Annotated in this window: 15 protein-coding genes and 1 pseudogene; 6 read left to right on the top strand and 10 right to left on the bottom strand. The window is 42.8% G+C overall.

Translation table 11 applies throughout. The features are described 5' to 3' along the window. Positions 1-143 precede the first annotated feature (143 nt). Entirely contained in the window at positions 144-3,455 is a 3,312-nt protein-coding gene (locus H6F77_RS27370) for a class I SAM-dependent methyltransferase (protein ID WP_199321251.1), read from the bottom strand. 122 nt (positions 3,456-3,577) lie between these two features. On the opposite strand from H6F77_RS27370, the gene H6F77_RS09175 reads away from it, so the two are divergent. Together H6F77_RS09175 and H6F77_RS09170 are read left to right on the top strand one after the other, a co-directional pair. Further along, entirely contained in the window at positions 3,578-3,877 is a 300-nt protein-coding gene (locus H6F77_RS09175; protein ID WP_190487574.1) for a hypothetical protein, read from the top strand. A gap of 244 nt (positions 3,878-4,121) precedes the next feature. Continuing rightward, positions 4,122-5,588 carry a glycosyltransferase family 4 protein gene (locus H6F77_RS09170; RefSeq protein ID WP_190487572.1) on the top strand — a complete coding sequence of 489 codons (1,467 nt, stop codon included), beginning with the start codon at positions 4,122-4,124 and terminating at the stop codon, positions 5,586-5,588. 227 nt (positions 5,589-5,815) lie between these two features. On the opposite strand, the gene H6F77_RS09165 is transcribed toward H6F77_RS09170, so the two are convergent. The 5 genes from H6F77_RS09165 to trxB form a co-directional block, all read right to left on the bottom strand. Continuing rightward, positions 5,816-6,028: a hypothetical protein gene (locus H6F77_RS09165; RefSeq protein WP_190487570.1), complete on the bottom strand. Its 213-nt coding sequence runs from the start codon at positions 6,026-6,028 to the stop codon at positions 5,816-5,818. 78 nt (positions 6,029-6,106) lie between these two features. Next, positions 6,107-7,012: an ABC transporter permease gene (locus H6F77_RS09160; RefSeq protein WP_190487569.1), complete on the bottom strand. Its 906-nt coding sequence runs from the start codon at positions 7,010-7,012 to the stop codon at positions 6,107-6,109. Positions 7,013-7,033: 21 nt separating this feature from the next. Further along, positions 7,034-8,200, bottom strand: a complete 1,167-nt coding sequence (locus tag H6F77_RS09155; RefSeq protein WP_190487566.1) for a glycosyltransferase — start codon at positions 8,198-8,200, stop codon at positions 7,034-7,036. A 96-nt stretch (positions 8,201-8,296) separates the two neighbouring features. Beyond that, positions 8,297-8,881, bottom strand: coding sequence for a class I SAM-dependent methyltransferase (locus H6F77_RS09150; protein ID WP_190487565.1), 585 nt, complete (start codon positions 8,879-8,881; stop codon positions 8,297-8,299). A gap of 328 nt (positions 8,882-9,209) precedes the next feature. Continuing rightward, a complete protein-coding gene (gene trxB / locus H6F77_RS09145) occupies positions 9,210-10,589 on the bottom strand; it encodes a thioredoxin-disulfide reductase (protein WP_190487563.1) in 1,380 nt (459 codons plus the stop codon). 193 nt (positions 10,590-10,782) lie between these two features. Here trxB and H6F77_RS09140 point away from each other — a divergent pair, with 193 nt between their 5' ends. Then, on the top strand, positions 10,783-12,111 hold the full coding sequence (locus H6F77_RS09140; RefSeq protein ID WP_190487561.1) for a class I SAM-dependent methyltransferase: 1,329 nt from the start codon (positions 10,783-10,785) through the stop codon (positions 12,109-12,111). A gap of 17 nt (positions 12,112-12,128) precedes the next feature. Here the strand turns inward: H6F77_RS09140 and H6F77_RS09135 are convergent. Then, positions 12,129-12,839 (bottom strand): annotated as a pseudogene (locus H6F77_RS09135) (IS1 family transposase). A 154-nt stretch (positions 12,840-12,993) separates the two neighbouring features. On the opposite strand from H6F77_RS09135, the gene H6F77_RS09130 reads away from it, so the two are divergent. Both H6F77_RS09130 and H6F77_RS09125 read left to right on the top strand, forming a co-directional pair. Further along, positions 12,994-13,524 carry a type IV pilin-like G/H family protein gene (locus H6F77_RS09130; protein WP_190487559.1) on the top strand — a complete coding sequence of 177 codons (531 nt, stop codon included), beginning with the start codon at positions 12,994-12,996 and terminating at the stop codon, positions 13,522-13,524. Positions 13,525-13,868: 344 nt separating this feature from the next. Further along, positions 13,869-16,097 (top strand): O-linked N-acetylglucosamine transferase, SPINDLY family protein, encoded by a 2,229-nt coding sequence (locus tag H6F77_RS09125; RefSeq protein ID WP_190487557.1) that lies wholly within the window; start codon positions 13,869-13,871, stop codon positions 16,095-16,097. A gap of 36 nt (positions 16,098-16,133) precedes the next feature. Here H6F77_RS09125 and H6F77_RS09120 read toward each other — a convergent pair whose 3' ends face one another. The 3 genes from H6F77_RS09120 to H6F77_RS09110 form a co-directional block, all read right to left on the bottom strand. Then, positions 16,134-19,937 (bottom strand): FkbM family methyltransferase, encoded by a 3,804-nt coding sequence (locus tag H6F77_RS09120; RefSeq protein ID WP_190487555.1) that lies wholly within the window; start codon positions 19,935-19,937, stop codon positions 16,134-16,136. Between the two features lie 144 nt (positions 19,938-20,081). Next, the gene (locus H6F77_RS09115) at positions 20,082-21,359 is read right to left on the bottom strand and encodes a class I SAM-dependent methyltransferase (protein WP_190487553.1); all 1,278 of its coding nucleotides are present in this window, start codon (positions 21,357-21,359) and stop codon (positions 20,082-20,084) included. 45 nt (positions 21,360-21,404) lie between these two features. Next, the gene (locus H6F77_RS09110; protein WP_190487551.1) at positions 21,405-21,809 is read right to left on the bottom strand and encodes a tetratricopeptide repeat protein; all 405 of its coding nucleotides are present in this window, start codon (positions 21,807-21,809) and stop codon (positions 21,405-21,407) included. Positions 21,810-21,965: 156 nt separating this feature from the next. Between H6F77_RS09110 and H6F77_RS09105 the strand changes: the two genes are divergently transcribed. Further along, positions 21,966-22,769 (top strand): hypothetical protein, encoded by an 804-nt coding sequence (locus H6F77_RS09105; protein ID WP_190487549.1) that lies wholly within the window; start codon positions 21,966-21,968, stop codon positions 22,767-22,769. The last annotated feature ends 88 nt before the right edge of the window (positions 22,770-22,857 follow it).

The following is a 22,857-nucleotide window of genomic DNA, read 5'->3' as shown; positions in this document are numbered from 1 at the left end:
ATAATGCTAGGTCGTTGCATTGCAACATTGTCCTTCTAGGTTAGCGAAATTTATCTGCTAACTTAGTTACTTTTTCGCATAATTAAGCTTTACAATAAGCACTCGAAGACAAGCAAGCGATCGCAACTAGATTTCAACAGTAACTACTTGAGCGAAATTCCTTTTTCCGATTGAAAAATTCGCTGATTGCTAAACTTGCTTATGTCAACTGAGGGCACCCCTTCCATCCCCGCTTCTATAATTGCTGTTGTATTTTCATTGCTCATTAGAAGGCGGGTAGCAATTTGGTTATGGAGAGATTTCCATTTCATTTTACTAAACTCATCAATCAAGGAAATTTCTGCTTGCTCGGCCACATCTAAATTTGCTTCGTATATAATTTTCATGGTTACGCTAGATATAGCCAACTCTGCCTCTTCTTTAGAAATTTTGCTAGTTTCTATGAGTAGAGTCATATGGCTTCTATCGGGATGAGTCAGAATAGCTCTAAGAGCGTTTTCTAGATCGGCAAGCAATAACTCTTCAGGTTGCTCCCAGTCTGGGAATATAATCAAGTTGATTTCTCTTAAATTTAGCTCTTCCTTTAAAAGAGAATGTTGCAGACGAGCTAACATCTCTTCTGCTATTGCCAACCCAGGTATTACTTTTAAGGCTGCCCGTGCCGTTTTCTGGGCTAAAACTACATCACCCATCTTCTCTGCTGCTTGAGCTAAGTACCAGAAAGTTCGCCAATGTTCGCACTCAGCATGAGTAGAATCTTCTTTACGAAACCATACACCCGTATCATCAATAATCCGAAGAGTAAATGACAAGCCATGAGAACGTTCAAATTCATGTAAGGCTTTCCTACAGCCCTCCAAAAAACCATAATCATCGACCTGGATAATCCCGTCATCTACAACTTGCTCGAAGAGGGTATTAAATATATCCATAGTTAATTCATACCAATCCCCATCAGCATGTAGTAAAGCAATATTGTTTATTTCTGACTTAGACTGAGGCAGTGTATGTGAAAATAATCCCTGAACAGGCACAACAATATCTCTAACATCTAAGGCTCGACAGACTAAATCTAAGCCCTCAAGTATTGGAGCTTTTAAAGTCCCTGCTCCTAAACCTGTGTCATTCGCAGGTATTCCATTATGTTTATCAACATCAGTAGGCTCCGGCATCCCTTCAAATGTGTCAAAAGCATACAATAGTCGTGGGCGGAGACTATAGCGTTTGATTACGAATGCTAGGAGCGCTGCTGAGCCTCCTCTGCAAGTTCCACACTCTACGAAATTTCCAGTAATATCATCTAAACAGATTTGCTTTGCCAACGAGTAGAGAGAGAATAGTCTGGCTTCACTAAGCAAGGTGTAGGGTCTAATAGCAGATAAAAGTTGTTGAAATTCATCATTGCTATCGCTGCTAAGTATTGCATTACCGCCTTGTGCAACTACATAGTGTTTTATACTTTTTTCAATATCTCCTTTATGCCAATAAAGCCAGCTGAGGTATTTATTTGCTACTCTTGAATTAGAATTGAGTATTGCCGCGTTTTGAAATTCATCAAATGCACCATTTAAATCACCTTTTATGAGTAAATATTTACCTCTTTCATTTAATTTAACTAATTTTTTCCCATCACCCTCATAGCCGTCATTGATATTGATATTGATTTTTTCAATAATATTAATAATACTCTCTAAAATAAAATCCATTTTGCCTATTCGTGTATTTTCTTTGCTACCTATACTAATAGGGTGTTGTTGCAAATGTTCTGGTAAATGCCATTTTATATTAGGGTCAGGTTCATGGCTAAGGGGTTCAATATTTCCGCGCCATGCAACGCCCATAATTTGCATTGTTTGATATATCATGGTTTGCCATCCCTTTCCCTTTAGATAATCTAAGCCTTGGGCTACATCAGGGGAAGCTAAATCATGAAAAAGGATAATAGCATCGTCTTCTGCAAATTTTTCCGCTGCGATCGCATCGTTCAGCGGGCCTGGAGCATCGTGATTTCCATCAATAAAAATTAATGCCCACTTGCCTTGAGAATGAACAGCTAATTCCTCTATCTTCGCAGGGCTATAACCAGGTATGAGATTGACGTGGCTAAGAACGCCAGCAGCTTCCAGCGAGTTCCTTACACTTGCGTAGAATCCTGGTTTTTCTAATAAGGGGACAATGACATCTAGCTCAACTCCTGCTAATGCTAAATGGCAGGCTGACCAACCAAGCCAACACCCTATTTCTAAGGCTCTCTTTCCCTTAAATTTTAAGGCAGTATTGTAAAGGATGTGAACTTCATCTCGATTGGCAAATCCAATTAAGGGATAGCGCTTGTCTACATACCAGTTATGGGGGATTTCTCCACGCAGATAAGGCCACGCACAACTACTGCGATCGCCAGCAATCATATTGGGGAAACAACGATCGGGCTGAATAATTGCCAATCCTGGTGAAACATAATCCCCAACTGGCAAAAAACTACCGCCGCTAGTTTCAGTATTCTCGTATGCTGCCTGTTCATGTGTAAATATCTGCCCTACTTGCGGTTTGCCAGACCCACTTATTGAATCGTTCATTTCTACACAACTTGCGGGGGATTGTTCCGCATAGCGTACATTTACTTCGACTTCATCCTTGTCAGTTGAGCGCAGTTTTACTCGGTCATATTTCTCGACAGTTAGGTGCAAAATTCCGATAGATGTGTGAGGCAAGTAGGGTTCGACGAGACAGCCTTCCTTTTTATTCCAAGCTGGCAAACCATAGTGGCAAGTCCAGTTACACCAAGCTGGAAGCATTTCAGTTTTGTTGAACAATTCACAATAAACTGCTAGATTTAGTGCAAGCTGGTCTGTATAAACAAAGCCTGCGGCTTGCAGCCCTCGATCGAGCCACTGCGCCCATGCTTGCCAGTGCGGCGCGTCTTTATGGAGCGCAAAAACACCAGCGTTTAACGTAGGATAGTTGCATACCTTTTCTGCTATTTCTTCGCCAAAATTAGCTTTATAAACGTTATAATTCCATTCCCAAGATTGAGGTAGACGCCCATACTGTTGTAGGCTACCTCGGTCAATTTCAGGAACAATTGCTAATCCTCGGTGTGAGGCTCCTTGAATGAATAAATCAACCGCTGTCCAGTTTTGAACCCAAGCGTCGGCATCAATCCAAAAGTAGATGTCAAAATTGGGGAAGTATTGGCGCAAGAAGGGACGCACTAATAGCCCCTTCACATATTCAGGAGTCTCATTTCTGGCCGGAAAGTTAAAATCCCAATCAGCCTGTTTTATTGAATCTACTTTACCTTGTAGCCACTGGAGCTGTTCTGGAGTGCAGCCTAAGTCGAAAAACCCAATAATAGCGTTTTGCCCCTGTGGTTTTTGTCTAATAGACAGAATAGTACCTTGAACCAGTTCAAAGTATTTAGCGTCGGCAGCGGTAATAATAATGAATGACTGCACGGTGTCTTCCTCTAATTCAGCTATCTCAATTTCTAATTTGCCTGCAAGTGAGTTTGGAGAGCGAACACGAAAGTTGATGTCTTTGCTTTTCTAGCCTAAGCGGCATCAATGAATTACGCGACTTGTATACAGTAAACTTGCCAAAATATTATGAATTCAACGATTGCGAAGCTGAGTCACATGGCTTAAGTATAACTCTAGATGTTTCTGCCCAGACTCAAAGAATTAGCTACATTCCCTTGGGGCTAAGAGAGCCGTTCGGGTTTTATGTGGGACTAGGATACCGACAGCAATGGCGACGATCGCGCTTGGGTATTTTAATGCTATGTTGGAGCCTCAATAGACCCGCACTTGGCTACCCAAGACATCTCCAAGCATACCCAGAAGAAATTATAGATATTTTAATAATATGCCTAAAATAGATAAAAACGACATTATTAGCATTCTGCGTCAGCGGCTATTTGTTGAGATTTAAGCAATAAATAATGTTGTTAAATAATGTAATTTAAATATACATATATTAAGTATAACCCCCTATAAACGATAGTTTGGTAAGCGAACCATGCCAAAAAGGGCAGTTTTAGAAATTTAATATTTAAAGTAGCAAATATTACGGCAAGTGGTAACTCTAATTGAGAAAGGGTAGCTAGTTTTGGAGGAAAATTTATGAAAATTGCATTTGCAGACTTCACAGGTACCGACTACAACGTTGAAAGCGCCTACCAAGTGCCGCTGGGAGGTTCTGAGTCAGCCTGTTGTTACCTCGCTGAAGCACTGGCCTTACAGGGACATGAGGTATTTTTACTGAACAATAGCTCAATAGCAGGGATGTCTCGCGGCGTGATGTGCCTGCCCTGGAGTAAGGTGTCTGGGCAATTGCTACAGTCCCTAGAAGCTTTGATTGTACTAAAGTTTGCAGTAGAAGGAGTGCAAATCCGGTCTTCTATAGGAGAGAATACTCGGCTAATTCTCTGGACTCAACACGCTCACAACCAGCCAGTAATGCAGCAGTTGCAAAATCCTGCTCAACGAGATATTTATGATGGAATTGCAATGGTGAGCGATTGGCAGCGCGATCGCTTCCATCAGGAATTTAACATCGATATTACTCGTAGCTTTGTTTTACGCAACGCGATCGCACCTGCTTTCGGCAAGCTGTTCCCCGATAGCACCCCCATACTCGCGCACAAGTCCAAACCACCGATTCTTGCCTACACAAGTACACCTTTTCGAGGTCTCGATATCCTGCTCGAAGTTTTCCCCAGGATTCGCAAAGCAGTACCTGGAACCAGACTTAAAGTGTTTTCGAGCATGAAAGTTTATCAGTTTGCTCAAGCAGCCGATGAGTCTGAGTTCGGCGTGCTATACCGCAAGTGCCGGGAGACAGAAGGAGTTGAGTACATCGGTTCCATCCCACAACCAGATCTTGCCCGCGAACTCCGGTCAGTTACAGCACTAGCCTATCCCAACACCTTCTCCGAAACCTCGTGTATTGCTGTGATGGAAGCAATGGCAAGCGGTTGTTTTGTTGTTACCAGCGACTTGGCAGCATTGCCAGAAACCACTGCGGGATTTGCCCGTTTAATACCTATTGAAGGCGGCTGGGAAGCATACAAAAACCGTTTTTTTGAAGAGACTGTCCAGGTTATTAGAGAATGTACCGCAGCGGACAGCACAAATGCCGAATCTCATCTTCGGCGGCAGGTTAATTACGTTAATAGCGAATATACTTGGTCAGTTCGCGCTGGGAAGTGGGTTGAATGGTTAAGCAGTATTCAGGCAAAAACTGCTATTTCTGCCGATTTGCAGCAGCAGGCATACCAATGTTTAATTCACGGTAAATATAGTCAAGCAACGACTTTCTACGAGGAGGCGATTGAGGCGTGTCCAGAGGTAATGTCCAACTACTGGCATCTAGGGTTGACATTCCTTTTGCAAGGGCAAGAAGCACAAGCCCAAGCTACCTGGATGTTACCAATGATGGAGGCAGATACAGAGCAAGTCAATTTGTGGACGGCAGAAATAGTGCAAGTGCTACAAAAAGAAGCAACGCGACGAGAAGCAATGGCAGACTATCAAACTGCGGCGCTAATCGAACAATACATAGTTGAACTTACGACAAATTCCCCTTAATACTGCTTTTTGGCTAATTCAAACACCAGTTTTTTGAGCTAATAATCATGTTTTTTCAGCGTTCGCTCAACCGAACTCATCAGGTTAGGTATTACCCAAAGTTTGCCCAATCGGTTTTCGGTATTGCCCACATAAAATATTCCTGGCTACCCTAGAGCTTTTTTGTTTTTTTCTCTCAAGCTGCGAAAACTATTTCTAGCTCCCTAAATTTGTGGAATGACCCGCAGTTAATTTTCCGCAGACAACATTTGACTAAGGTTATAATTAACCTCTTCATCCGGATGACCGGGTTTGATGTGCAACTGAGCCACTTGGGTTGAAGTGAGACTTGGTTGCGCCTGCGGGGATGTCACTGGAGCCGCCCTTAGTATGCCAGCGACGGCGATGGAAAGCATAAAACCACCCGCGGCGGCGCCAACTAAGGAAATATTGTCTTTCATTAAAATCTCCAATTAGAAAAATAGCCAGTTTGTTTAGTGTGGGCATTGCCCACCTTACTATTACTAAGATAATTGACTTTACTCAGGGGATTTTTGGTTCCAATTTTCTCGCCGCAGCCGGGGATTGACAAACTCGCTCAAGCCCTCTCCTACTAGAGACAATCCCACCACCATGAGTGTCAGCGCCAACCCAGGGAAAAGCGCTGTCCACCAAATTCCCGTAGGGAGGGCGTTGAGAGCCTCGCGTAAATCTTGACCCCATTCTGGCGTTCCCAGAGGCAAGCCCAAGCCCAGAAATCCCAAGCTGCCTAGTATTAAAATGGCATCGGCGGCGTTGAGGGTGAAGAGTACGGGCACGCTCTGAATTACGTTGAGAAACAGGTAGCGCGAGAGAACCGTCCAGGTGGATGCGCCCATTGCTTGAGCGGCTTCGATGAAGAGTTCGGTTTTTACGCTGGCGGTGTGGTTGCGGACGACGCGGTAGTATTGGGGGATGTAGGAAATGCTTAACGCGATCGCTGCATTCAATACCCCCCGCCCCACTACAAAAGCCAGCGTTACTGACAGCAGCAACCCCGGCAGAGTATAAATTGTATCCATCAAAAACAGCAGCACTCGATCTATCCTTCCCCCCACATAACCGCTGAGTAAGCCAAGGGGAACACCCACTACTAGACTCAGCGCCGTAGCCAGAATCACCACTTGCAAGGCGGCTTGGCTACCATACAACGTCCGCGAGAAAACATCGTAGCCTTGGCGACTTGTGCCAAACCAATGACGTGCGGAGGGTGCTTCGTGAATTGGGTTACTGAGTTGCTCGAGGGGATTTTGCAACCATCCCCAAGCCTGAAACATGGGAGCAAATATTGCTATCAGCACAAACATTAGAGTAATAACCAATCCCACCGCCATCATCTGCATAGAGAGACTGGGACGCCCTGAAAAACGCAAAAATCGGGGGAGCGATCGCTTAGTAAGAGTCATCGATAAATTGTTTGGTTAAAGCTATGCTTGAGTATCTAAGACTTCTTTAATTTTGTCTATTTTTTCCCTTGCTGCTATGAAGTTAGCATCAAAAGAAAGCGCTAGTTCAAACGCCGCTAATGCCTCCTGCCAGTGTTGCATATCCATATAGACGCAACCGAGATTGTAAGCAGCGTGGCTTGTCATAACATTTGGGTTAAAGGGTTCTCCTTTGTAGTAGCTGCCGTCTTGGCCTAATTGAAGACACCTCTCAAAGTAGGGAATTGCCCCTAGTAGAAATCCTAATTCCGCTAAAGTTATACCACCGAGTTGGAGCAGAGGTGGGAAATTTGGACACCATTCAAGCCCTCTATGACAAAGTAATCTTACAGTTTCATAATCCTTCTGTTTAAGTGCCTCTAATCCCAGGTTGTAGGCCCAGGTTGTAACTGAACGAAATTCTTGGGGTCGAGTTCCATCAAGCAGACTTGGAAGCAGCTTTTCCCAGGCGTCTGAGTAACATTCTTTGACCTTTTCCATCTGTTGGGTTTTCTGATACGCTTCGGCAAGGGCATGCAAAAGCATTAGATCGAGACCTTCTTCCTGTCTAATGCTTTCCAAAAGAGGGATATTCCGGTTTATATGTTTTTGTAATAACTTCCCTTTGCCATAGCCATAATGCAAAATAGCCAGACTTTCTTCTAGGTAGCTGCATTGATCCTGACTAATACTTTGGTTCTGATACTTCAAAAACTCGTGGAAGCGGCCTACATACGTGATATCTGTAAGGTTACGGAACAGCCTTACATGCCATCCTCCTATGATCTTAGCACCATCATAGGCATCCTTTAGGCTCAATGAATATGCAATAATTTTCGATTTGTAAGTTAGTTTCTCTCGAAAATTATTTGACTTAACGACTAACTCTTCGTCAGCATCCAACATTAAAATCCACTCACCAGCTGCCTGGGAAATAGCATAATTACGAGCAGCGGCAAAATCATCGCACCACTCAAAATAGCTAATCTTTGCACCATATTTTAGCGCTATTTCGGGTGTATTATCCTGAGACCCAGTGTCTACCACAATTATTTCATCGACATAAGATTTAACGCTAGCTAAACACCGCGGCAAATTCTCACGTTCATTCTTAACAATCATGCAAAGAGACAAGATGGGCTTGGGGGAAGCATCTAGGAGTTTGTCCATACTATGTACCTCGCCTTTATACTATCTTTACGCCGTTCGGATCCGGGGGCCATATCTATACCTTGATCGCAACATAATAACAATGTAGTTATTATTTTAAAGTAAAATAATTTCAATTTTAGGCGGAATATACAATTCCTTTTGGGGCTCTCGTATAGGCTTAATAGCTCTCAACTCAACAATCATTTCTTTGACGATATTTCTAAAGGTGTGGACTTGCCACAAGATTTCTTCTGTTGTTTCTCCTTCATGTCTATCAGCTTCAACCCTTAAAAATATCTTTTCTGTTAACCAGTCTCCTCTGTATCCATAGTCTGCTCTCCAATAGGCTAGCTGCTCAAAATATTGAAAAGAATTTAAAAAATATTGTCTTACATGAGTTGGATCTTCAAAAGCATCATCACTCGCTCCATAAGGAACTCTAAATACGGCCTTAGCATCTTGTTTCGCAATCCTATGAATTTCTTCCATAAAAGGCAAAGGATTGTGTAAATGCTCAATTAAATGGCTGGCTAAAAATTCATCAATGCTATTATCTTCAAAAGGCAACTTTTGATTTCGGCAATCATCTAGATCGGCAACAATATCAACACCAGTAAGAGATATATAGTCTAAATTTATCCAACCTTCTAAAATATTTCTTCCACATCCCAAGTGGAGTTTTTTAATGTCTGTTGTCATATTCGAGCGCCCTAGTCTGTGTAGAAGGAAACATTAATTTATCGTTAGATTGTAGAACGCACCTTAGTATCCTTACTATATTCGCTATTTACTGATTGCTTACAGCTTTGGGGAGTACTCTCTAAAAGTGCGTTGTCAAAAAGCAGGATAGGCAGGGGTTGGAAAGTGGAAAGGGCTGCCCACGTTCATTACTATACCAAGTAGCTAAATTACAGGAACAGCCCATAAAAAGGCGGCGGTAGAACCTCATGAATCAGACAGAGGGGCTTTTGGTGGGGGAAAACCGCTTGAGCCTAAAACTTATCTGCACCTGATTTCTAGGATATCTCTACAGATATTGTTCAATAACCTGACGGAACTGGCTCTTTTGCTTGACGCCTTTTAGTTCAGCCACTAAGTCTTTGTTCTTAAAGAACTGCACTGTGGGCGTCCCGGTGACACCACCATTCTCGGCAATTTCCCGCTCTTTGTCGATGTCAATTTCTACAAAGTGAATTTTACCGTCAAATTCATCTACCACTTTGTTTAAGATGGGCTTGAGGGTATGGCAAGGCCCACAGTTGGGGGAGACGTATTTGACCACGAGCAGGCGATCGCTATCATGGTAAAGCTTCCGCAACGCATAGCCCCCCTCATGCCGTGTGGCATTCGGATCAAACGCCTCCTCTGGTGTTAGATTAGCTTTCTCAGCACCAGGCTTTGTAGGTGTATCCGGTGTTTCAGATGTCTGCATCTGCTGGCGATACTCCTGGATCAGATTATTAACAGAAAGCCAACGTTCTGCTAACATTGCCGCCATACAACCAGTACCCGCCGCAGTAATTGCCTGACGATACTCATGGTCTTGTACATCGCCAGCAGCAAAGACACCCTCGATGCTGGTTTCTACGGAACCATGTTTAGTTACGATGTAACCCACTTCGTCTAGTTCCAGCTGACCCTTAAATAGAGAAGTGTTGGGTTTATGACCAACCGCGTAGAACAACCCCTTCACCGCCAGATTGCTCTCCTCACCAGTCTTAGTATTCAGGAGTTTCACCCCATTCATCCGGTCATTTTCACCCAGGACATCAATTGGCTGGCTGTTCCAGTGAACCGTAATTTTGGGGTTATTCAAAACGCGATCCTGCATGGCTTTACTTGCCCGCATCTTCTCTCCCCGCACCAGCATATGAACGTGAGAGCCATACTTGGTAAGGTAAACCGATTCTTCCGCCGCAGAGTCACCCCCTCCAACCACAGCGAGTTCCGCGCCGTGAAAAATCGGAGTTGCACCATCGCAGATAGCGCAAGCCGAAATCCCCCGACTCCAAAAGTCATGCTCGCTGGGTAGCCCTAACCGTTTCGCCGTCGCGCCAGTTGCAATTACAATGCTGTGAGTTCTCACTTCCCGTTCCTCAGAGCGGACAATAAAAGGACGCTGGCTCAAGTCAACCGATATTACATCTTCGGTTACTAACTCAGCCCCCCAGCGCTCTGCCTGCGCTTTCATTCTATCCATCAATTCCGGCCCCGTAATCCCCTCTGGAAAACCAGGAAAATTCTCGACTTCCGTCGTGGTCATTAGCTGCCCGCCGGGTAGCCCCCCAGCTTGAAAGCCTTCAAACACAAAGGGTTTCAGGTTGGCCCGCGCCGCATATATGGCAGCGGTATACCCAGCAGGGCCAGAGCCGATAATCACCAAGTTCTCTACAGTTGCGTTTGCCATGTAAATTATATGAACTCATAACGACTACGTTTTATTTATTATAACTGTGTTCGCTAGAAATGGAAATCTGGGAAAAAGCGGGGTATGCAGCTTAGCTTAGTTTACTTTTAAGCTAAAAATGGAAATACTTAAGGTTAAGTGCCCCGTCTAGTCAATTCAAAGTAATATAAAAAAGAATTGGAGATAAACAAACATGGAAAAACAATCAGCTGAGTTCATAGACAAAATACGTCAGCAATTTGAAACTTCTCCGTATCCTAGGATTCCCCTAGAAACATCTGCAAAGAAGCACAATAAGCTGTATATTCATAACCTTATTACAGCTTACTATTTAAGGAATCAACAAGTTATAGATAACGAGAATAAAGCGATATTAGATGCAGGCTGCGGCAGCGGTTACACGTCTCTGATTTTGGCAGAAGCGAATCCAGGCGCGAAAATCGTGGGGATTGATATATCAGAAGAATCTATCAAGCTAGCGAGAAAACGATTGCAGTATCACGGATTCGATAAAGCAGAATTCTATGCTCTTTCAATCGATGAAATACCCAGCTTGGGTATTGAATTTGACTACATTAACAATGATGAGGTTCTCTACCTGCTGCCCGATCCTGTGGCTGGGTTGCAAGCAATGAAGTCAGTTTTGAAGCGCGATGGTATTATCCGTACCAATTTGCATTCGGCACTGGAGCGTGTTGGTTTGTTCCGCGCTCAAGAAGTATTCAAAATGATGGAATTGATGGATGCCAACCCAGGAAAAGACGAAATTGAATTGGTTCGGGAAACGATGAGATCGCTGAAAGATGATGTCTTGTTGAAGCAAATAACTTGGAGAGCTGAATTGGAAAAAGACGACGAGATGATTTTAATGAATCATTTATTACAGGGTGATAAAGGTTATAGCATTCCTGAAATGTTTTCGGCATTGAGAGCTGCCGATTTAGAGTTTGTTAGTATGGTGGATTGGCGCTCGTGGGAATTGATGGACTTGTTCAAAGAACCGGATAACTTGCCAATATTTTTAGGATTAACCCTGCCAGAAATTTCCATAGAACAACGGCTGCATCTATTTGACCTGCTACATCCTGCGCATCGTCTGCTTGACTTTTGGTGCGGTCATCCTTCCGAGGATAAATCCTTTGTGCCAGTTGCTGAGTGGACAACAGAAGACTGGCTCCAAGTAGGGGCGCATTTACATCCTCAACTCAGAACTCAGACGTTTAAAGAAGACCTGATTGCACGCCTGAACAATTCACAACTGTTTGAGATGAATCGGCATCTGTCTGTGGGTAACAAGACTCTGCTAGTGGAAAGTACGATGGCATCATGTCTCCTACCCCTGCTGGAGGGGGCGCAGTCTGCGGTATCGCTGGCAAAGCGGTATCATTCGTTGAGTCCCTTGCAGCCCGTGACGTTGGAGCCTATTAGTGAGCCGGAAGCAATGGAGGCGATCGCCAGTCTGCTGTCCAGGCTAGAGAGTTTTGGGTATGTACTGCTCGAACGCTTACCCCCGGAGGATTAGAGAAAAAAAAGGTAGTGCTACACAAGTAATGATGCATTGTAGTGATGGATGAAATACCAGATGGCACTAATGTGATTTTCCAACGATTTGGAAAAGGACAAGGTTTTTCGCACTAATCGGGATACACGTTGTCTCAATGTATTGTTGAAGCGCTCGATTTTGTTGGTTTTTCCGGTTTCCTTGCCGACAGTGAGATGTCGTTTGCTCGGGAACACTGCCCCATACGCTGCCCAAAAATCCGTATAAGCCACCGCACATTGGCGATAGACAGGAGGCAAAGATTCCCATAATTTGCAGGCTGCGGCTTCATCGCGTGCGCCAATGTAAACCCCTACAATCTCACGGGTCTGTGCATCAAGCGCCAACCAGACCCATTGCTTATTACCTCGGTTGTCCACAAATGACCATAACTCATCGCATTGAATCGTTAGCCTCCCCTTTTTTTAGGTGTCACCTGCACGCTTCGGGGCACCTTGGCATATTTCTCATTGACATAGGGAAAGCAACCATTGTTCTGAAACCTGGACAGCACGGGCAATGCCAGCAAGAGAAATACGTTCTAGCAGCAAGCGATTAATCAGTTCCCGTGTCGCTTGGTCAATCACTTTTTTAGTTGGTTGTTCCACAAACTGTCGTCCGCAGTCCTGGCATTTGAACCGTTGTTTACCGTTGTGGATGCGACCATTTTTGACCGTTTGGCAAGAGGCACAAATAGGGCAAACAGGCATAGGAGAAAAACAGCAAGAGAATCTACTGCTCCATCATTACATCTTGGGCACTACAAAAAAAAATTTGCAGGGGGTGATATGAAATCGAGTGGAAGTGGGTAAGTTAAATCTAGAAGCGAGAAATCAAGCATCCCCCCCCCAAGGAGAAACTTCTATGAAACTCGATTTACAAGCCAAGTTCCTGCAACACCTCAACAAGAAAAAGCAAGATCAAGGTTTCACCCTGATTGAACTGCTGGTCGTTATTATTATCATCGGTATTCTGGCTGCTATTGCTCTACCCTCATTCCTCAGCCAAGCGAACAAAGGTAAGCAGTCGGAAGCTAAAACCTATGTAGGTACGCTCAATAAAGGCCAACAGGCTTACTACACAGAGAATTCCAACTTTAGTGACACGATCTCAGACTTGGGTGTTGGTATTAACACTAGCACTGTAAACTACAAGTACACCACAGACGGAACCACTGCCACCACTATTGCAGGCAACTTTGCGATCAGCAAGGCTAAATCAAACTTTGCAGCCCTGAAAGGCTATGCGGGACGGGTGGAACTGTACCCTTCAGGTAGTACCAGTGAAGCAACCAGTGTTGCTATCTTGTGCGAACAGAAAACGCCAGCAAAAGACACCGCAGACGACCCAACGAGTGGTACAGCGTGTAATGGTTCTCAAAACCAAGTTAAGTAATAGTCTATACTTCTTAGATACGTTTGCAAAAGCAACTTAGGGTTGGTTTTTCCAAAGGAGCGGATAGGACGCCTGTCCGCTCCTTTGAATTGTCAGCATAATGAAATAGTTGACATATTCATATGGCATCTAAACCTAATTTTTCATCATACCAAGTTGGGAATGATATTATTGTTTAAGGCCAGTCCGAACGCAGTACGCTATGCAGTTCGGGAAGTTTTAACATATCCGAGCCGCTAGAGGGAAAACGGTTTGCGCATAATGACAATCAAAGGCGACTTGGTATCATTGCGCAAAAACTAGCAGGTATTACAGCATTATTTTGTGGCTGTTTGCAAAATTATATGACCGACGTAAATAGTATAGCTAATATTGATAATTGGCAATACCAAGCACATCAGCTCCTCATTCAAGGGGACTACACGATGGCTGCAAGCCTGTATGAGCAGGCAATTGAGGCAGAACCAGATGTGAAGTCCCACTACTGGTATTTGGGGCTACTGCTTCTGCTGCAAGGGCAAGAAACCGAAGCTCAGACAGCTTGGTGGCTGGGAATGGCACAGGGCGATCCAGAGAAAGTCGAACTGTGGACATCAGACCTGGTGAAGGTTTTGCAAACAGAAGCCGAGCGGCGGGAGTCTTTTGCAGACTATCAAATGGCTTGGGCTATCCGGCAGCATATGAGGCAAGTTTCTCCCAGAGATATCAATAACCTACTGCATATAATTCAGCTTTCTATCAATGTTGAAAAATTTACAGATGAAGATTTAACATCTTTAGGAATTATTAATTTTCTGTCAACCGAGGAATTGGTAGCCGATGCCAATTTATTGTTACAAGTTCTGGAAAGTATTTTAGATTACGCTCCTGGTGAGCCATCAATTCTAAAATTTGTTGAAGCTTGCTTAGGCCATGCCCATCCACCTGAAGCATTTACTGATGTGATAATGCTTGCAGCCATAAGTATTGCTTACTCGTTGAGGCGGCCTACGTTAGCATCAGATTTGGCTGAACTATGTTTACGCCTAGAGCCTAAAAACATAAAAATCTTAATGCACTTGGCAGCTTTTTATCAAGATTCTCGTCAGTATAGTAAGGGTATCGAGACAGCAAAGCTTTGTTACACTTTGGCTAAGACACTCCCAGAGCAGGCTTTTGCAAATTCTATAATAATTAGAAGTTTTATGTCGGCAACTGGCTATTGGGAAGAAAGCTGTTTAGCCGTACAGCGACAGTGCTGGTTATTGAATTCAATAATAAAGCACTGGCCTCTAAATATCGACGGAGTGTCCACTTTACGTCTTTTTTTATCAACATTTTTTCTTCCATATTTTACAGATAATCCTAGCTATAATCGTCCCATTCAAAATAAAATAAGCCAGCTAGCTCAAAATAATATTGAAATAATTTCAAAAGAATTAGTAGCAGAATACCGATTTTCATCAGTGCCCCGGCCACTTAAGGCCTCAAGTAAAGTTTTGAAAATAGGTTATATTTCCCATTGCCTGCGTAAACATTCAGTTGGCTGGATATCTCGCTGGATTTTTCAGCATCATAACCGAGAGCAATTTCAGATATATGCCTATATGATCAATCAATCTCATATAGGTGATTTTTCACAGCAATGGTTCGTTAAGAATGCCTATACAACTTATGTATTTAAGTTAGCTGGTACAGAAGTTTTGGAGCGAATCCAACAAGATGAAATTGATATTATTGTCGATCTCGATAGTATCACTCTTGACTCTTCATGCCAAATCCTGGCTATAAAGCCTGCCCCGATTCAAGTTACTTGGCTCGGTTGGGATGCTTCGGGGCTGCCATCAATTGACTACTTTATTGCCGATCCTTATGTCTTGCCTGACTCTGCACAGGATTATTATACAGAAACAATCTGGCGACTGCCCCAAACGTATGTTGCAGTGGATGGGTTTGAGGTGGGTGTGCCTAGCCTACGACGCGATCTTTTAAATATCAATAGTGATGCTGTCGTATATTTTGTAACTCAGAAGGGATATAAACGTCATCTTGATAATGCGCGGTTACAGATGAGGATTCTGAAAGAAGTGCCAAATAGCTACCTCCTCGTTAAAGGTGAAGCTGATAAGGAAAACACAAAGACCTTTTTTGAACAAGTTGCAGAGGAGGAGGGTGTCGCTTGCGATCGCCTGCGATTTTTGCCCTTCGAGGTTTCAGAAGAAGTTCATCGAGCTAACCTGGGCATTGCTGACATAGTTCTGGATACCTATCCCTACAACGGAGCCACGACAACCCTAGAAACTCTGTGGATGGGCATTCCCTTGGTGACGCGAGTTGGGCAACAATTTGCTGCTCGTAACAGCTACACCATGATGATGAATGTCGGTGTAACTGAAGGAATTGCGTGGACAGATGAAGAGTATGTAGAGTGGGGAGTTCGCTTAGGGAAAGACGCAGCTTTGCGCCAGCAAATAGCCTGGAAATTGCGCCAATCGAGGCAAACAGCACCCCTATGGAATGCCAAACAGTTTACCCGCGAAATGGAAAAGGCTTACGGACAGATGTGGCAAAGGTATGTTGAATCCAGTCAATAATTATTTCTTCGCCTAGCCGCACCACGCCAAGCCTGTCTAGGCAAGTTTAATGCTGCTGCTAAAGCTATATAGGTCAAAGGTGGGAATATTTTCTGCTTTTACGGCTGCGATCGCTTGTTGATTTTCATCCTCCAGAACAATTCGACCATGAAGGCGGGGGAATAGAGCCTCCCACTGAATTGCCGCCAAATTACCTATGAGGGAAATTTGTGACCCTTCGCTGACATCCAAATCTTCTTGCATGAGAAGATTCATGGCAGCACTAGATAAAACGAGGTTGGCATCGTCATCAGAAATATTGTCGGCGTGTATCAGCAGAGTTATGTGACTTCTATCAGGGTGAGTGGCGAGCGCCCTGATAACGTGCTCCAATTCTAAGGCAAGCGACTCTTCTGGCTGCTCCCAATCCGGGAAAGCGATTAAATTAATTTCCCCCACTTTTAAAGGCAGAAGAGTCGCGTCTATCAATGCAGAACTCACCGTTTTCGCCATTTTTGACCACGAAAAATTTTTCGCTTGTTCCAAGCCAGCAGCAATTAATGAGCTACGAACCTCCGGCTTTTGGACATCGCAAAGGGCATTTGCAAGCCCATTAATATCAGCGTCATTCACATATAAAGCTGCTTTCCCTGCAACTTCAGGAATTGAAGAATTGGGGCAAGTGATTACGGGACAACCACAGGCGATCGCTTCAAGAACTGGCAACCCAAAACCTTCATACTTCGACGGATAAACCAGTGCTACAGCGCCCGAATAAGCTGCTTTTAGTTCCTCATCGCTCAGTTGCAGCATATGGACAACACTACCCGATGTATGGACTCTAAACTCATCTTGCAGAAAGCCTCCACTACCCGTACAGACAATCTCAAAACCTTCTTTACTGTGAATTTGACCAAAAGCTTGAAAAAACAAAATAGTATTTTTATAACCGCCTGTACCGACAATAATAAAGTAGGGTTTTGAGATGCCGTACTTTGTCTTAAATTGATTAATCTCCTCTAGACTGGCGGGCGAGAAAGTGCTTTTAACTCCGCAGGGCGCTACTGTTACTAACTCTGGGGAAATATGCGGGAAAAACTTAACCAAGTCACGAGCCGTACTTTCAGAAATTGCTAAATATCCAGATGCCTCTTGAATTCCGTGATTCTTTTCACACCACATGGGATTAGCCAGATCCCACTCCATAACTTCTGGAATCATGTCATACGCCATGAACACGGAAGGCGTTGAAAGAGGTGTTGTGTAGTAAGTGGAGATAAATAAGTCTGCATCCTGTTCATCACACACTTCTTGTAGCATTTGGCGATCGCCATCAGTTGCGCCATAATCATAAGGCGGCACAGAACGATAATGAATACCAGGAATTTTGGGGGAAGTTCCAGCCCTATCAAGTACAACAATATGCTGTGCAAAACCATTTTCTGCCCATTCTTCTAGCAATGACTGCCAAACCCGGGCTATTCCGGTTTTATACAACTGGAAAAATACACCATCAATAATAATTATTGGCGATATCTTTTTAATGGTTGCTTTTTGTCTCAACTGAGCATCCGGTTGCAGGAACTGCCAGACATTATCTTTTTCTTTCTTTGCAATTGGTAGTACACCGCACGACGTAGCAGTATCAACCATAGTTTCATCCTGAACCCACCAAAAATATTTGCTCAGTAGAACTGGAAATTTAGTTTCTCTCTGCAACTCTGTCCACTGCGAGACAGCGTTTGCATAACCGTAGTATTTTTCTTTAAAGTTCAACTGCTCTGGCGTCACATATGCAAAGTGCTGAAAAATTAGTCCGTGTTTTTCTGTTTCTTCGTGCCTAAAAGGATTAACCTTGGCAACATCAAGCCATTGGCCATTTAACAAAGGCTGGGCTAGTACAGGCGGTTCATGTGCTACCCACACTGTTCCTGGCTTATATCTCCAAGTTCGCAACCAATCTTGTTGAGGATTCTGAGCATAACAATTCCGAGTGCTAATAACTAAATTTTCGCCTACAAAATACCAGCACCAATAGAAAGCTGCTGTTTTATCAGGATTGTTGATAAACATTTGCCGAGCTTGGCAAATCTGCTCGATAGTCCATAATTCATCGACATCAACCTGCCACAGCAAACACTCTTCGCGGATGTTAGAAATGGGTTCGTTTACCATTTCCCGCTTTCCGTTCCAGAAGATACCGTCTGGCTTACGATAAACTGTTACATTATCCGGATATAGTTGTGCAAGTTCGTCTATATACTCTGTTGTGCCGTCCTGGCTCCGTCCGTGTCTATGGATTTCATCATTGATGATACCGCCTAGTGGCAAACTCCAGGCGGTATCATGTTTTAAATCAGCTACACCCTCAACAATGTGCCAATGCCAGTTGAAAGGCAATTGCTTAAATATTTCAATATGGTAGCGAATAAAGGGTTCGCCATTAAGAACAATTGTGAAAAAATGAATTGGAAGACAAGGAAAAGCAATATAATTTTCATAAAAAGATTCTGAACCTTTTACTTCTTCTCCTATTTCTCCATTGCTTGTTATTCGATGGCACTCATATCCATTTTTTATTAAAATATCAAATGTATCTTGTCCTTTTCTATTCAATCCTTCCAACATTTTTTGCGAAATTTCAAATTGTATGAAATCTATACACCTTTCCCCTAAAAGCTGCGTAGCTCCGTGAAGCACGTCACTCTCAGCGCCTTCTACATCAATTTTCAGATAACCAATCTTACTTATATTTTGCTGTTTACAAAAAAAGTCTAATGTAATTGCGTCAACAATTTCGCTTTTGATTATGGGAACATAGCCTTTAAGAGTTTGTGGATTTAGCATTTGGGGCTTGCCGATGCTATTCCAAACGGAATACTCTTCTGCAAATTCGTTAAATTCAATTTGTTTGTTTTCTGAGAATACGGCTTTTTGGAAGGCATAAATATTCCTACATACTGAGTTTTCTACTCGGTTTTGTAGCTTTTTGAAAGTGCTTGATGTTGGCTCAAAAGAATAGACTTTTCCAGAACTGCCGACTAGGTTGCTGAATAAAATTGAATAATCACCGACATTCGCTCCAATATCAAAAACTGTCATTCCTGGTCGAACCATGTTCATCACCAAAAATTGTTCAACCTTCTCCTCCTCAAACATAAAATTGTCAATATCATTACTTCTCTTAAATATAGAATAACCGTTACGTAGTAAAATATTTTGCTTTTGCAGTACATATTTTTTATCTGCAAGTAACCTCTGATGAGTCTTATAGTTTTTAAATGTAGTAATATCATCAAGCAAAATAAATTTTGCTCCATACACCTCCTCTAGTTCAACACTACCAGTAAATTCCGAGCCATCAATCAGCACTACATCGAAAAAATCAATATTGTTTTCCTGCTTGATCTTTTTAATACCATCGCTGGCTACTCCAGAGTTTTTTACATATTCAATATCCTGCCGTAGCCACCCCAACACTTGTTCTAATGGATAACTGTTTAAACCTGTCGGCGTGCCGCTGTAAAATTTGATAACGTCGCTTTCGCTAGGAAACTTTTCTATAGAAACAGAAGAAACGTTGTAACACTTTATAAAAAAATCATTTTCGTACCTTTTCTGTAGTTCTGCAAATCGGGTCTTGGAAACCTCCATGCAGAACAGCATTGGCTTGTTTGCGTTTTCCCGCAAACCACTTACAAACGCTTCAGTGCTTCCCTGACCAGATGAAGAGCCAATTTCTAAAATTGTTTTGATGTCTTCGTGCCGCGCAATCTTGTGAATCGCCGCATAAAATTCATCATTTTTGATCTCGGGAGCAATAAGACGGTTGAGTTCAGAATTGGAATAATTCTCGCTCATAAGACAAACTTCCTCTTAGTGAAAATTTACGAAATAAGGCATGAGCTATAGACACTAAAATATAAATTATATAGGTAAATCCATAAAGCCTATATTTATTTATATTACCTTTATGCTACCAAAAGAGCCTATATGCTAAACCTATTAAATAGTGCAAATAAATTTACCTTCATATTGACTGAAAAAATTATTTAGATATTCTAATGCTTCTTGAGGAGATAAGCTGTGAATATCTTCCATATCAGCATTCCAAGGAAATTTTTGTTTTCTATCGTCCCGATCAAGATATCCTTTTTTATATGCTTGCTCTGGCGTTAGCGAAGGTTTATTAGTGATTTCTTTAGGTATCAAAAAAGCATTATTATAATGTAACTCTACAAGTGCATATTCATACCTTTCACAAAGGATATTAAGCTGAGAAATGCTTTGCCCAAAAAAATGATTTTCTTCCCAAAAATAGTTTTTATCCCATTTCACAGTAAATTTTAAAGGGGGAGGTATGCTTTCATTTATTTCAACACATACAATAGATGGACGGAATGAGCTTAAAACTTTGTCTAATACAAAATAATCATATCCATCAATATCAAGACTTAAGAAACCAATTTTTTTAGGAACTTGATGTGAATTTAATATATTAACTATATTATCCGGTGTAACAAGGCACTTAGCCAAGTCAACATTGACAGAATCACGATGAGCGTATGCTAATTTAGTAAATTTTATACTATCACATTCTACAGCCAACCCAGACCATCCTCTACGGTAAAGGAAATAAGTGTTTGACATAGTTATACCATCGCTGGCACCTATGTCTACACAATATTTATTTTCTATATAAATTTCTTTTAACAATTTATCAACTACGCTTTCTTCATCCAAATAGGAGTGCTTAGAATCCTCATCTATATTTTTAAGAGGTTGCTCGTAAGCTAAAATATTTTTTATACATTGCAATAATAAATGAGAATCGAGAGCAGATTCTTCAGTATGCAACAAGAGATCAATAATTCCTAAAGCATTTATATCTTCAATTTGGAAAGTTTCAAGCTTGATAGAAACTTGAATAATATGTAGCAGGTTATTAATATCTGTTGGGGCAATCTGCTTCATGTGCTGTCTGATTGTCCAAGCGGTCAGATAATCTGCTAAATCCGCTCGCCGAATAGCTTCTGTTTGTAAAACCTGCATTAGCTCTGCTGTCCATAAATCCAATTGTTCTGATCCGCCCTCTGCCATCGCAACGAGCCAAGTAGTCTGAGCTTCTGTCTCTTGCCCTTGTAGCAGAAACATTAACCCCAGATGCCAGTAGTGGGACTTGACGCTGGGTTCTGCTTCGATTGCTTGTTCGTAGATCTTTGCTGCCTCAGTGTAGTTCCCTTCAAGCAGATATTGATGAGCTTTGCGCTGCCAATTAGCCATAAACTTGTATGAGTGTTCCAAAATCCTGCGAAGTTATCTACTTGATTAGCGATCGCCCGCTTTGTTAGTCTTACCCGTATTACCCGCCCGCTGTTTTACCTCAGTTAGCAGCGCCTTGTAACTTTCCCGGTCGGGATTTAGCTTAACTAGCTTCTCCAAAGGTTCAACAGCACCTTTCAAGTCATTCATTGCCAGCCGCGCCTGCACTAGACCCTGTAATGCTACCTGGTTCTCTGGTTCTCTGTGCAAAACGAGTTCATAGCCGCGTGCTTGTGCTTGCAGTTGCTTGTCTTGCGCCTCCGCCTGTGCTGTCTTAGCATTTTGTTTCGGTTCGTTCTGGGGAGTGTTGAACATTCCAACGAATCCCAAGGCTGTAGAGCCTACAAACGCGACGATTGATACGATAATAAAAATTCGGTGGAGCGGTTTCTGAGATGTAGTCTCGGACATATCCAACACAATAACGCTTATTGTTTTTACGTCCTGTCATACACGCTCTGGTTGATTGCCAAGGCGGGTCTAGAGGGCGCTATATTTAAACTACCCAATTAACAGCCGATAGCGATCGCTTTCCAAAAACTTTCTTGAACTCCATAGGGTATGTCAATGTTCCGACCTAAGCTAAGTCAATCCCTAGTGGCGTCCATCGTAGCCTTGGCGTGTGTTATTGCCGTGCGGGCGCTACAGATACCTCAACTGAATCAACTTAAATTTGCAGCCGCAACTGCTTCGCCAGAAGCTTTCCACCAAGAAGTTGAGTCCGAAAGATTACGTCTTAATCTACTCAACAAAGCTCCTGCCCTTGGTTTTGATAATTTGCTGGCAAATTGGATATTTTTGGGGTTTTTGCAGTATTTTGGCGATGAGCCAGCACGTCAAGTTACTGGCTACGAGCTCAGCCCAGCATACTTTGACATCCTTGTGGAGCGCGATCCACTTTTCTTAGAGGCATATACTGGTCTTTCTACCAGCATTTCCCTATATGCAGCTAGGCCAGACAAGTCTGTAGAGCTTATGGGAAAAGGCTTACAGGCAATGTCTCCTAAAGCTCCCCTCAGATCTTATTATGTTTGGCGCTATAAAGCAATTGATGAGTTGTTGTTCTTTGGAGATGCTCAAGCATCAAGTCAATCGTTTGATAAAGCAGCAGAGTGGGCGAGCGTTTATTCTGACGAAGAAGGTAAGAATATAGCAGCAGCTTCTCGCAAAACAGCGAAATTTCTTATCAGCAACCCTAATAGTATCAAGCCAATTCAAGAAGGTATTTGGGCAAGTGTTTTAACGAACGCGGCTAACACGGACGATCGGCGGACGCTCAAGACTGCTATCAGCCGGATAGAGGCGCTGGGTGGCAAAGTTAGCAAGACCCCAGAGGGAAACTGGAAGGTTGTACTGCCTAATAAAAGCTAAAAGGGTGCGATCGCGCCTTATATCGATGTGCCAACTAATACTAGCTGCTACAACTTTCTTCACAAAAGGCCTAAAAAATAAAACAGCC

The sequence above is a fragment of the Microcoleus sp. FACHB-831 genome, from assembly GCF_014695585.1.
Classification (GTDB): Bacteria; Cyanobacteriota; Cyanobacteriia; order Cyanobacteriales; family FACHB-T130; genus FACHB-831.
This window is presented reverse-complemented; position numbering and strand designations above follow the sequence as displayed.